14 protein-coding genes, 1 pseudogene and 1 riboswitch are annotated in these 13,236 nt (G+C 31.7%); of the genes and pseudogenes, 4 read left to right on the forward strand and 11 right to left on the reverse strand.

Annotated features, from left to right (window positions below; genetic code table 11):
* Positions 1–91 precede the first annotated feature (91 nt).
* The 3 genes from coaW to CD035_RS07550 are packed head-to-tail and all read left to right on the forward strand — an operon-like array spanning position 92 to position 2,319.
* Positions 92–889: a type II pantothenate kinase gene (gene coaW / locus CD035_RS07540; protein WP_048540954.1), complete on the forward strand. Its 798-nt coding sequence runs from the start codon at positions 92–94 to the stop codon at positions 887–889.
* An 18-nt stretch (positions 890–907) separates the two neighbouring features.
* Positions 908–1,537 (forward strand): pentapeptide repeat-containing protein, encoded by a 630-nt coding sequence (locus CD035_RS07545; protein WP_048540956.1) that lies wholly within the window; start codon positions 908–910, stop codon positions 1,535–1,537.
* Positions 1,538–1,548: 11 nt separating this feature from the next.
* Positions 1,549–2,319 (forward strand): TrmB family transcriptional regulator, encoded by a 771-nt coding sequence (locus CD035_RS07550; protein WP_048540957.1) that lies wholly within the window; start codon positions 1,549–1,551, stop codon positions 2,317–2,319.
* A 73-nt stretch (positions 2,320–2,392) separates the two neighbouring features.
* On the opposite strand, the gene CD035_RS07555 is transcribed toward CD035_RS07550, so the two are convergent.
* The 8 genes from CD035_RS07555 to CD035_RS07595 all read right to left on the reverse strand — a co-directional run bounded on the left by CD035_RS07555 (position 2,393) and on the right by CD035_RS07595 (position 9,764).
* Positions 2,393–2,926 carry a hypothetical protein gene (locus tag CD035_RS07555; RefSeq protein WP_048540959.1) on the reverse strand — a complete coding sequence of 178 codons (534 nt, stop codon included), beginning with the start codon at positions 2,924–2,926 and terminating at the stop codon, positions 2,393–2,395.
* On the reverse strand, positions 2,923–3,543 hold the full coding sequence (locus CD035_RS07560) for an ATP-binding cassette domain-containing protein (protein ID WP_048540961.1): 621 nt from the start codon (positions 3,541–3,543) through the stop codon (positions 2,923–2,925). The genes CD035_RS07555 and CD035_RS07560 overlap by 4 nt, the downstream gene beginning before the upstream one ends.
* The gene (locus CD035_RS07565) at positions 3,540–4,238 is read right to left on the reverse strand and encodes a hypothetical protein (RefSeq protein ID WP_048540962.1); all 699 of its coding nucleotides are present in this window, start codon (positions 4,236–4,238) and stop codon (positions 3,540–3,542) included. Before CD035_RS07565 ends, CD035_RS07560 begins: the two co-directional genes overlap by 4 nt.
* Positions 4,239–4,877: 639 nt before the next feature.
* A complete protein-coding gene (locus CD035_RS07575; RefSeq protein WP_229412533.1) occupies positions 4,878–5,642 on the reverse strand; it encodes a hypothetical protein in 765 nt (254 codons plus the stop codon).
* Positions 5,643–5,883: 241 nt separating this feature from the next.
* Positions 5,884–6,546, reverse strand: a complete 663-nt coding sequence (locus tag CD035_RS07580; protein ID WP_048540968.1) for a DUF2750 domain-containing protein — start codon at positions 6,544–6,546, stop codon at positions 5,884–5,886.
* Between the two features lie 95 nt (positions 6,547–6,641).
* On the reverse strand, positions 6,642–7,835 hold the full coding sequence (gene ldmS / locus CD035_RS07585) for an L-aspartate--L-methionine ligase LdmS (RefSeq protein WP_048540970.1): 1,194 nt from the start codon (positions 7,833–7,835) through the stop codon (positions 6,642–6,644).
* Positions 7,832–9,019: a M20 family metallopeptidase gene (locus CD035_RS07590; protein WP_048540972.1), complete on the reverse strand. Its 1,188-nt coding sequence runs from the start codon at positions 9,017–9,019 to the stop codon at positions 7,832–7,834. Before CD035_RS07590 ends, ldmS begins: the two co-directional genes overlap by 4 nt.
* A 59-nt stretch (positions 9,020–9,078) precedes the next feature.
* Positions 9,079–9,178: riboswitch (SAM riboswitch) on the reverse strand.
* Positions 9,179–9,221: 43 nt separating this feature from the next.
* Entirely contained in the window at positions 9,222–9,764 is a 543-nt protein-coding gene (locus CD035_RS07595; protein ID WP_048540974.1) for a GrpB family protein, read from the reverse strand.
* Between the two features lie 137 nt (positions 9,765–9,901).
* Here CD035_RS07595 and CD035_RS07600 point away from each other — a divergent pair, with 137 nt between their 5' ends.
* Positions 9,902–10,369 carry an S-ribosylhomocysteine lyase gene (locus tag CD035_RS07600; protein ID WP_048540976.1) on the forward strand — a complete coding sequence of 156 codons (468 nt, stop codon included), beginning with the start codon at positions 9,902–9,904 and terminating at the stop codon, positions 10,367–10,369.
* Between the two features lie 515 nt (positions 10,370–10,884).
* Here the strand turns inward: CD035_RS07600 and CD035_RS07605 are convergent.
* The 3 genes and pseudogenes from CD035_RS07605 to CD035_RS14140 all read right to left on the reverse strand — a co-directional run.
* Positions 10,885–11,235 (reverse strand): DoxX family protein, encoded by a 351-nt coding sequence (locus tag CD035_RS07605; protein WP_048540978.1) that lies wholly within the window; start codon positions 11,233–11,235, stop codon positions 10,885–10,887.
* Positions 11,235–12,419, reverse strand: a complete 1,185-nt coding sequence (deoB, locus tag CD035_RS07610) for a phosphopentomutase (protein WP_048540979.1) — start codon at positions 12,417–12,419, stop codon at positions 11,235–11,237. The genes CD035_RS07605 and deoB overlap by 1 nt, the downstream gene beginning before the upstream one ends.
* 11 nt (positions 12,420–12,430) lie before the next feature.
* Positions 12,431–13,236: pseudogene (locus tag CD035_RS14140) on the reverse strand (thymidine phosphorylase); the annotation flags it as partial.

Consider the following 13,236-nt stretch of genomic DNA (forward strand, 5'->3'; position numbering starts at 1 on the left):
CAATATATTTCTAAAAACCATTAATTTATCATATACAATTTTTTATAGTATAATAACGATAATTATTTACTTTTCTAGATGAGGTGTTCGTGTGAAAATTGGTATTGATGCAGGTGGTACTTTAATTAAAGTCGTAACTGAATTAAATAATGAAAGAACGTATCAAAAATGGTTAGCAACTGACATTGATCAAGTTGCAGATTGGTTAAATCAATTAGATGATGTTCAAGTATCGATTACAGGTGGTAAAGCACAATACTTAGACTCATGCATTAAACATCAAGCAAAACGTAGTATTGAATTTGATGCGACTTATAAAGGAATTCAAATATTTTTAAAAGAGAACAATATAGATCTTGAAACATATATATTCTCGAATGTCGGTACAGGTACTTCTATTCATTACGCTACTACTGATCATCAAGAACGTGCAGGCGGTACAGGAGCTGGTGGTGGTATGATACAAGGTTTAAGTTATTTACTGACTCAAATTAGTGATTATGATGAACTTGTTCAAACAGCTTTAAATGGGGATCGAGATAAAATAGATTTAAAAGTTAAACATATTTATAAAGGTGATAACACCCCTATTTCTGGAGAATTAACTGCTGCTAACTTTGGACATGTATTACAACATATGAACGGTGAATTTCCAAATGCTGATCGATTAGCAGCTGTAATGGGTATTGTAGGAGAAACAGTCACAACCGTATCCATTCATGCCGCAAGACAGTACAATACAGAAAACGTTGTGTTTATTGGATCTTCATTTGTTAAAAATGAACTACTCAAAAATATCGTCGTTGATTACACGATTTTAAGAGGTCTAAAACCATACTTCATTGAAAATGGTGAATTTTCAGGGGCGCTCGGTTCAATATATTGTTAAACATTAAGGAGCATTAATATGAAAATTATAGAACCTAAACTACGCAATGAATTTGAATATGAAGAAGAAAATAATGTAACACTCTATCAATCTTCGTATGACTTATACTTTGATAAAGCATTGATTCAATTAGATGAAGAAACGAGTCAAATCGATACAATGTATTTCAATCAATGTACATTTGAATCTGTTGATTTCACTAAAATTCACGGATTAGATATTATATTTAAAGGATGCGACCTTTCAAACTGTATATTCAGCGAATCCTCTCTTAATAGAGTACACTTCAAAGACTGTCGAATGATCGGTGCTAACTTTACGGACGTTAAACTGAAGCATGTACAATTTTCTAATTGTCAGTTGAAAATGAGTCAATTTCAAAATTGTAACTTAGATCACGTGTTATTTAACGATAATCAAATGTCAGAAACATACCTTTCATTCTGTACTCAAAAATCTGTCGCAATTGAAGGATGCGCACTAGAATCTCTTGAAGTTGTTGAAACATCATTAAAAGACATTGATTTATCGTCCAATACAATCGAACAACTTGTTGTACAACCTAATGACTTAAAAGGTGCAACAGTTTCTGAATTTCAAGCATATGATATACTTCCGTTATTCGGGGTTAACGTAACATCAAACTAGAAGGTGACAATATGAATCAAATGATAGACATTTTAAAACGCTTTGGATTAAGTGAATATGGCTCTAAAGCTTATATCGCCCTTGTTCAAAATCCAGGCATAACAGCTTATAAACTAAGTGAAATATCAAGCGTACCACGATCAAAAATTTATGAAGCACTCAATAAACTTGATGAACAAGGACTCGCTTATTTCAATTTACAAGACCAAAAGAAATACTACTATGCCCTATCACCAAAACAAACCATTCAACTATTTGAAAAAAAGCAAAATGAAGAACTCCTTCAACTCGAACAAGAAATCAATAAATTAAATATCGTAACAGACAATGCACCAATTCAAATAGAAGTCTTAACGAATGAATCAACAATCATCGATACCGTAACATCTGCAATTAAACAAGCTAAAAGACAAATAACCGTTTCAATATGGCCAGACTTATATGACATCTTAACAAACCATGTCTCAGAAGATATCCATATACAAGGAATCACATTCCAAGTCGACCAACCCTGCTATGATCTCATTAATCATCGTTATACAAACTACGTCAAAAGTTCATTAGCACTTAAACCATTTGTCGTAATCGTAGACGATGAACACATGATTTACGGACAAACAGCAGAATCAAATATGCGTGCTTATATCAGTTATGACCACACACAAATAAAAATGATGAAAGACTACATTTGGCATGACGTCTTAGTCAATAAATATATTAGTAAATTTGAAGAAGATATAGAAGACGAAATAACCCTTAAGAGAAAAACCTTTTTCTCTTAAGGGTTATTATTTGGGATAAATGATTTTACTACGTTGGGATGTAGTAACTACCTTAGTAGTTACTAATAATGTATCAAACAATCTTCCCACCGTCAACACGAATCGGTAAATATAATTTCTTCAACTTATGGCCATTACGGTCGAGGTAAGCAAGTTCTAAATCATTTTCTCCATCAGGATCTATTGGTGTATAACTAAATGTAACTTGCCCCTCATATACATTATGCTTATCAAAGTAAGGTCGATCCGGCATAAGTCTTTTACCTTTTTTCGTTTTAAAGTCAATAGACTGTTGCAAGATTTCATCATTAACACGTAAAAATAAACTTGCATCAATATTATTATAATATTTATCTGGATAGTCATTCTTTTTAACTATTTTGATATCAGCACTTAGAAATATTTCTTTATCTTTAACTTTATAACTCAAATTACTAAATTGCATCGTTCCAAAAGTTATATTATGCGTTTGATTGAGTTTAATTTTCTCTTCCTTAAATTCATAATCTTGAAATTCTGCGTTTACTTTATGATACTGATTGAATCCTAATATAACGAGAACTAAAATTACAATTAAAGAAAATAATAGAATTACTTTATTTTTCATTCTAATGCACCCGCTTCTATATGAACAACCTCATCTACAATACTTTCTATGTCTTCAAATTGATGAGAAGCAATCAGTATTGTACATCCTTGCTGTTTTAATCTTTCAAGGATTTGAACAAGTTTCTCAATACTCTTTCTATCCAAAGCATTGGTAGGTTCATCTAAAACAATTAACTCTGGTTCTCCCATTAGCGTTTGAGCGATACCTACTTTTTGTTTCATGCCTAGTGAATATTTTCTAACTTTTCTTTTATCCTTATAATCTAATCCAAGTTCTACTAAATATTTAGTCATTACATTGATATCTGTTATACCTTTTAATGCAGCAATTAACTTAAGATTTTTTAAAGCTGTAAATTCAGTTATGATACTTGGTTTTTCAATAAACACGCCAACTTTAAGTGGATATTTCTCTCCAAATTTAAGTGGTTTATTATTAATAATAACTTGCCCTTCAACTTTAATTAATCCTAAAATTGCTCTTAAAAGCATCGTCTTACCAGATCCATTACGTCCTTTAAATCCATAAACTTTCCCACGTTCGATTTCTAAATTAATATTATTCAGCAATAGATTACGCTGATGTTCTTTTGAAACATTTACTAACTTAATCATTCTTCATCATCACCTCTTTGGAATTTAATGTGATGATCACGTCCTAATTCAATAAACAACAACATATTCACCACAACAATAGATAGTGCACAACACAATAAATTTGTGTAAGATACACCTTGTATTCTTGAAAACAAAGATGCATTTAATATATTAATATCCAAATCAAACCTTGTTGTGGCAATTACCCACAATAACGATATCATAAAGCTTATATAAAATTTATAAGCAATGTAAGTCCAAATAAATACAATCATTAAGAAATAAACACTCACTATTAAATATGATAAATGTATAGCATTAATAGTAAATTCGCCTTCGATAAGAGAAATGATCAACCATATACTTATAATATAAATGAGACTTAAAATAAACGGGACTATAAGAAGAACCATCCATTTTCCAGCAATATTTAATAGCATTTGCCACTCTACAATATAATATTGATAAATAACGTGTATAAATCGATAAATGAAGATAATAGCAAGTACCATAATCATTATATATAACCCAGGTATTCTATATAAATGCATACTCAATTCAATGTCATTGTTACCTCGAAAAATAAATTCCCATAAACCAACTCTTATATATGGCTTAAACAACAATAAAACTAAAATAAATATACCATTTATAATAATGAATATTTTCCATAAACTTTGAATGATGCCACCTATAAATTTTAAAATATTCATCGCATTATTTCCTTCTTACTAATAATCCACTCTACAACTAAATAAAGAAATATTATGAGAACCAATTGATACATTATCCACGACCAAGAAAGATTAAATAATCTCTTTGAATCAATAATCAACCAATTCCTGTTTCCACCTTGCATTATGATGAAATCTAAATACATTAAAATATTTGCTATTATTAAGGAAATACCTCGATTTAAAAACTTAAAATATAGTGTTATTGACACTAAAGAAATCGTAAAATTACCTACCATCAACAAACAAGCTGTTACAAAAAGTATCATATTAAATCTAACTTGAAAATTCATTGCAATCATGCTTCCGAATATCATTAGTAAGCTTATTATTAAGGATATAAAGCTTACATATAGTATTACATCAATTTTTAATTTCTTCCTATATTCAATAAATGTATTATGGATATATTCGTCTCGATAAAACACAATAGTGCTGATAATTAAAATAGGTAATACAACGTAAGTAAGCGTAAAATTACTCAACAATAAATTTGTAAATTGAAATTCATCAGAAGGGAAATAATCAACATTCCCCTTCTGATACAAAGCTATTAACACAAAGAACAATATATTCCAAATTAGAAATTTTATATTAATCATTGAAGCAACTCTATATTTAATCAAGTTCATATTTGCGCATACCTCTTATATAGAAATAAATTGATAAACTGACATATAAAATAAAAGTCAACAAAATCGGCAAAACATCTATATACATAAATCCTGTTTTTCCTAGCAAAAAGTATATAGGTGGCGCTATATATGGTTGATCAGTAAAATTAGTCAAGATAATTAGTATAATTTGAAAGATAAATGACCCTATAATTGCATATATCCTCTTATTCGTATATAAAGAAAGAGTTATCGATAATACATTCATAGTGGCAGCCCACATACCAACTAATAGAATATATAATAAAATATATAATATCGGCATAGCATAATAAAGAGAAGCATTTAATGTATAAGTTGTAAAAAACCCTAATGGTTTATTAGTAAATCTTTCTGGTAATATATTCGGCAGTATTAAAAATTCACCAATAAAATTCATTATCAAAGGTGTAATTACAAGTAACGCAGCAACAACACTAGAATATAAAATCACTTTTAAGTCAACATTCTTCCTTAATTGATACATATAGGCATAATGTAACAAATTTTGTTTACGATCTTGTATATATATGTCGCTAACACCTACAGATACAGCTAAAGGCATTATTAGTAAATAAATTAATGGTACGCCACTAAAGCTATCAAATAATAAAGATTGTGTATACGGTGTATTTTCTAACAACTTATTAATTCCATAAGTTTGATAAGCATCGTATAAATGTAACAATGCAATTATCATTAATATGCTAAAAACTATTAATAATTGCATCCTCATTGTTCGTAGTTTCATATAATTTAAAATTGTTATCACCTACTTTAAAAGGTACAAAGCGCATAGTTTTTTAATTTTTTCCATCATAATGTTAAAAGTATTATAACTCCTTGAAAGCGCTTTTACAACAATCGAATAATATTATATTATTAATTAATTGCAATTAATTCGAAAGACAAAAAAAGACGCTTGCTTTATAGCGAGCGTCTTTTTTAATTACAATTATTTATTTAATTATTTAACAAGGCATTGCGTTTAAAATGGCTTTTGGATCTGTTACTGTACCGATCATGCCTGATTTTAAGTTGACTCCTAATGCGATGTCTTCTTGTTTCAAGTCTTCTAACCATTCTTCAAAGACTTCTGTTTCTACTTCAATAATATCGTATTCTTCAAAGTCATCACGATGTACTTTTTCTGCTAATTTACGCGTACTCCAGACTGTCATCATGTTTGGTAGACTTGCATCTTCTTCTGATACGATAATAAATTGTTTTTGTCCTTTAACTGTTAACCCGTATACATAGCTTTCGTTGCAAATGTCTTCTGCAAATTCTTCTATTCGGATATCATCTAATTCACTCATGATTTCTTCTATGAATGGAATTGCTTCTACAGTTAACCCTTCATTATCTTCGGATTTGTCTACAATGAATTGATCGCCTTCATCAAGGATATCATCCATTTCATATGTAACAAATCTATCTAAATCTAACTCCATAATTTTATCGTATTTAGTAATTTCATACGATTTCAAATATGACTCTGCACTTTCTTTCGTTGACCAAATAAGACGGTAATCTGTATCATTGTCTCTTAATATTTTACGGTCATTCAGCACAACATAAAATCTTTCTTTTGTTAATATTTGTTTAAATTTAGACATATCCTGGATAGCCATTCTACCACCCTTTTCTTTATATTTAATCCCAATAAAATATATTATACGTATAAGGTATAAGTCAATATAAATTAAGTTAAATTGTAAAAAATTTTTTATTCAATTTGACTACTTAATGCATCTAGAAATAGTTGCTCTTGTTCTAATGCCTTTTCTTCAGTTTCTGCATGCCAAATTCCAACAAATCTTGATTTTACGTTGTTTTTACCGAAATAGTCACCATCATAGTATGCAAGAGGATAGAGATGTCCATTTTTGATGAATTGTTCAATTGTATTGATGAAATGTGTGTTATTGCCTGTGGAATGATAACTTAGAAATTTATGAAAACCTTCATGCAAGCGATCTTTAAGTAATAACATGCTTGTTGAACCATTTTGTCTGAAGTTTAAATCAATCGCATATACGTCATGGTTTTTATCTACTAGAAGATCAAAGCCCGACACTCCTTTATAACCATATTCAACACCGTTTTTCATTATTTCGTATCCAGCCTCAATCACGCTTTGTGGTACATGATTCGAATTAACATTACCATTGTAGAAGCCATATTCATCTGTAAGCTGTTTTACAGCACCTATATATTGTATACCCGTCTTTTCACTATAGACGTATTGAACACAATAATTCTCAATTTCTTCGATAAATTGTTCGATGATAATGTATTTTGTATCTGATGCTTCTTTAATTCGATTTGTTGCTTTCTTTAAATCCGCTTCATTATAACAAATCATTACACCATACCCACCTGCTGTAGGTAATTCGTCTCCCGGTTTAATGACCAATGGTAAATCCCAGTTTTGAATAGCTGCCTCAAATTCTTCTGCTTTCACAATTTCTCGTTTCGGTAAATATTTACCACCTGTCCATTGTTCAATTTTCGATTTATTATTTAAATCTATAAATTTAGGTTTATAAACTGCATATTCTTCATCTTTACATAAATGTTGACCATGTATATATTGGAAGAATATTTTTTTATTTTCAGCAGTTAACTGTTGTAGTAAATGTTCATATTGCGTTCTATCTTTAAAAGTATATATATTGCTCGGAATATCCACATTTACTAACTTTAAAATTCTTTTAACATTATCTGTTAAACATGCTTCATGAACGATCATGGGCATGTTACTAATAATCATTTCTCTTGCTGTTAAAAAATTAGATTGTGCTTCTTCAGCTTTTAACCAAGGATTATCTTCATAAGAAGGTCTCGCATTATATACAATATCTTCTTCATATAAATCTCTTAACGTTAAATTGAGTGGTTTCCTATATTCTTTTTTCATAACAAGTTCTCCCTTAATGTTTGATGATGCTCAATGATTTCATTTCTAAGGGATACATTCTCTATAAGTTCTAATCCCATTGAGGCCAATATTTTAGCACCATTAATTAATGCCTTATCGCCCTTTGTACTTGCAGCAGCTTGGCAAAATTCTTTCGTATGGCCCACTAAATTAGATGGTCCAATTTTAATGTGTGGGTGTATAGTCGGTACGATATGACTTACATTCCCCGTATCTGTAGAACCAAAACCAAAATCGTCATCAATGACTTCTTCACCAACTTGTTCAGCGTGCTTTCTAAATAATTCGTCTAAAGGCTTATTAATCACGAATTCATTTACACCATTTTGGATTGGTCTTAATTCGTATGTACCACCTGTTTGTATAGCTGCACCTTCAGCTATTTTCCTCACTTTATCAGTAAGGATATCTAATTCTTTACGTGAAGTGGCACGTGTGTAGAAACGTGCATGTGTAAAATCAGGAATAATATTCGCTGCTTCACCTCCATTTAATATAACGCCGTGTACTTTATCTGTCTTTTTAATTTGTTGTCTTAACATGCTCACGCCATTAAAGAAAGATAACATAGCATCTAACGCATTAACCGCTTCAAAAGCATTTTCAGAGGCATGAGCGCTTCGTCCATAGAATTTAACATCAAATACATCTACAGCTAATGAAGGCACTGTCACGTATGTCTCATGGCCAGGATGAACCATTAGTGCAATATCAATATTATCGATAATCCCAGCTTTCACATAAGTTGCTTTAGCACTACCATTAATACCTCCTTCTTCAGCAGGACAACCTAACACGACAACTTTGCCACCGATTTGATCAATCACTTTAGACAAACTGATACCTGCTAACACACTTGAGGTTCCAATAATATTATGACCACACGCATGACCAAGACCAGGTAATGCATCATATTCTGCTAAATATGCAATAGTTGGACCTTCTTTTCCTGAGTCATACGTTGCAATGAAACCTGTCGGATGTTTCGCAATATTCTTCTCTATCTTAAAATGATGATTCTTTAATTGGTCGCTTAATAAACGTGATGCAAATACTTCTTCATTACCTAACTCAGGACGTTCATGAATTTGATGACTCATTGATAAATATAAATGTCTATTTTGTTCTATATAATTAATAATATTTTGCGATAAGTTACTCATTAATGATTCACCTTTCCAATATAAAAGCGCACTACTTTGTAAGGAGTGCGCCAATCGTTCTTTTATCTTCCAGTAACAAACTGCAGGAATTGGCACCTTTCCATTATGGGAGGTTGCTGGACTTCATCGGGCCCTTCCCTCAGTCTCTCTTGATAATTCGTATGAAATTTGAATTTAATTCTAACTGTCTAACTCGGATATGTCAATGATTTGTTGCAATATCATTGGAATTTAAGTACCATTTTTCTGCTTTTTTCTCAAATTCTTTAATCATGCTGTCTTTGCCTTTATAGTACTGTTCACTGTCATCAGGAAATTCAATCACTAAGTCGTGCTTTAGTCGACTATATCTTTCTCTTTCACCATTGAATGTTCTTAAATAATCCCTAAAGGATAATAATCTTAAAATATGTGGGCTACCTTCATCATAAATATGTAAATGGTGAGAAACTGCACCGTATTGATCATATTTTTTGAAATATCGATTACCGATAACACCACGTTCTCCTTTAGATTCATATCCTAAACCTGATAATTCATGTGTAAATTCATCAATCGATTTACTATCTTTTACAACTATTAATATATCTATAATCGGCTTCGCAGATAATCCAGGAATAGCCGTTGATCCTATATGTTCAATGCTGATACTATGTTCTTTCAATAACGACTGTAAATATTTTTTCTCTTCAAGAAAAAGGTGTTGCCATATACTGTCGTATGGGACTACACGTAATCGCTCCATCTCATCACCTAATTTCAGAATAATTTATTAATATTATCTTATAAAGTAACATAGAAAGAAAGTAAAAGAAATCTGAATTGATTGTTTTTTCAAAATTAACTTGATATAATGATGCCGAAATCAAAGGAGGAATCTTCATGACAAAAATGAATGTTGAAAGTTTTAATTTAGATCATACGATAGTAGACGCACCATTTGTGAGACTTGCGGGAATCAAAGAAGGACAAAATGGTGATGTTATTCATAAATATGATATTCGATTTAAACAACCTAACAAAGAACATATGGAAATGCCTGCATTACATTCCCTAGAACATTTAATGGCTGAGAACATTAGAAACCATACAGATAAAGTGGTAGACGTAAGTCCAATGGGATGTCAAACAGGATTTTATGCTTCATTCATCAATCATGACGATTATGATGACGTACTTGCTATATTAGAAGCAACACTTAAAGATGTAGAACAAGCAACAGAAGTCCCAGCATGTAACGAAGTACAATGCGGTTGGGCAGCAAGTCATTCATTAGAAGGCGCACAACAATTAGCAACAGAATTTTTAGCAGAACGCGATAATTGGAAAAATATCTTTAAAGAAGATTAATGAGGAAAGCCCAGGATTCATGTCCTGGGCTTTTTTATGTTGAAATGTCGGTGCGTTGCGGACACTTCTGAGCAAACTTGTTCATAACGGAGTTGTTGTGAACACTTCTCGCCAAACTTGTTCATAACGGGAGCGTTAGTTACAAAACTCGGCTGAAGTGTTACTATGGAACGCCTTAGTTACAAATCTCGGCTGAACTGTAAACAAGGAGCTCCTTATTTGCACTTCTAGCCAAAACTGCTAATAACGACAGCAGTATTTGCACTTCTTACCAAAACTGCTAATAACGACACCAGTATTTGCACTTCTTACCAAAACTGCTAATAACGGCATCACTATTTGCACTTCTCACCAAACTTACTTCTAATGACACCAGTATTTGCACCTTCAGCCAAAACTGCTAATAACGACACCCAACTCCCCAACATTATATTCAACTAATCCATACATCACACTTACCCTCACATAAAAAAAGAGTTTGGGATACGATATCCCAAACTCTTTCTATATAAAAATTACATTTTTCGTACTAGTTTAATCATCACATATTGTAGTGGTAATCTACCCCACAATGCCCATTTTGGTAATTGTTTACCGTTTAATGGGATGTTCTTTTGCGCCATATAAACATTCGCTGGAAATACAGCTAGTAAGAACCATTCGATTAATTTTTTCATTAAGCTACTTGGTTTTTTGATAATTAACATGATACCAAATACGATTTCCATCACACCTGTTATCCAAACAATTGCTTTTTTAAATGGTAAATAGTTTGGAACGATTGCTTCAAAACCTTTTGATCTCACAAAATGCATGACACCTGCAAATGAAAATCCTATACCAAATAATCGTCTAACTATATTCATTACTTAATCCCCATCTCATTTAAATAGCTTTTACCGAATTCAGGTAACGTCACATTAAAGTTATCTGCTATTGTTGCACCAATTGAACTGAATGTATCATCACCTGATAGTTCATGATATTCTTTAATACTTGGACTATACATTAATAATGGTACATATTCACGTGTATGATCTGTTCCTGGAGCAGTTGGATCGTTACCGTGGTCAGCTGTAATAATGACTAAGTCATCTTCATTTAATACTGCTTGTAAGTTTTCTAATCGGTTATCAAAGTCTTTAATTGCATTTGCATAACCTTCTTTATCTCTTCTATGACCATATAATGCATCGAAGTCAACTAAGTTTAAGAAACTGATTCCAGTGAAATCACTTTTCACAACATCGATTAATTGATCCATACCATCCATGTTGTCTTTTGTTCTTATAGCTTTTGTAACACCTTCACTATCATAAATATCATTAATTTTACCGATTGCAATGACATCGTAATCAGCATCTTTTAAAGTATTCATAACTGTTTTACCAAATGGTTTCAATGCATAATCATGTCTGTTTGATGTTCTAGTGAAGTTACCTGGTTCGCCAACGTATGGACGTGCAATAATTCTTCCTATTAGATATTTAGGATCTTTCGTAAGCTCTCTTACTTTCTCACAAATATCATATAATTCTTCTAAAGGAATGATATCTTCATGTGCTGCAATTTGTAGCACTGGATCTGCAGAAGTGTATACAATTAAATCTCCAGTTTCCATTTGATGCTTGCCATATTCATCGATAATTGCAGTACCTGATGCTGGTTTATTTGCAACAACTTTTCTACCAGTAATTGATTCAATTTCTTTCACCAATTCTTCTGGAAAGCCTTCTGGATAGACTTTAAAAGGTTTATCAATATTTAGACCCATGATTTCCCAATGTCCAGTCATTGTATCTTTACCAACTGAAGCTTCACTTAATTTAGTATAGAATGCTTCTGGATTTGATACTTTTTGAACTACTGGTAAGTCTGCTATATTGCCTAAGCCTAACTTTTCTAAGTTTGGTAATGTTTCATTAAAACCTTCAAGTGTATGTTTTAATGTATGAGAACCTTCGTCACCAAATGCTTTAGCATCTGGTGCTTCACCAATACCTACTGAATCCATTACGATTAAATGAATACGTTTAAATCGGTTTGTCATTTGACACACTCCTAATCTGTAATCACTTTATGAATTAATGTTGGTTTAACTTGTTCGTCAGAAATTGTGATGTTTTCTAAAATTTTAGCTTCTACATCTTTAACATCTTCTTGATTTGCGTAAATCGTTACTAACGATTCACCCGCTTCAACTTTATCGCCAACTTTTTTATTTAATACTAAACCAACTGCTAAGTCAATTATATCATCCTTTGTTGCTCTTCCTGCACCTAAAAGCATTGAAGCAACACCAATTTCATCTGCAACGATATGTGATACGTAACCTGAAGTTTCAGCTTTAACTTCGAAAGTATATTGAGCTTGTGGTAATTTCGTTACGTCATCTACTACAGAACCGTCTCCACCTTGATTTTCAAGGAATACTTTGAATTTTTCTAAAGCTTTACCGTTATGAATCACTTCTAAAAGTTTTTCTCTCGCTTCATCTAAAGTTTCAGCTTTCTTAGCTAATACAACCATTTGAGAACCTAAAGTTAATACAAGTTCCGTTAAATCTTCTGGACCTTCACCTTTTAATGTATCGATAGCTTCTTTCACTTCTAAGCCGTTACCAATTGCTCTTCCTAAAGGTTGGCTCATATCAGAAATAATCGCCATTGTATTTCTACCTACATTATTCCCGATTTTAACCATTGCATGTGCAAGTAACTCAGAATCTTCAATCGTCTTCATAAATGCACCTGCACCAGTCTTAACATCTAAGACAATCGCATCAGCACCTGCTGCAATTTTCTTACTCATAATTGAAGATGCAATTAATGGAATTGAATTAACTGTACCTGTTACATCTCGTAAGC

It is taken from the genome of Mammaliicoccus sciuri, assembly GCF_002901825.1.
Classification (GTDB): Bacteria; Bacillota; Bacilli; order Staphylococcales; family Staphylococcaceae; genus Mammaliicoccus; species Mammaliicoccus sciuri.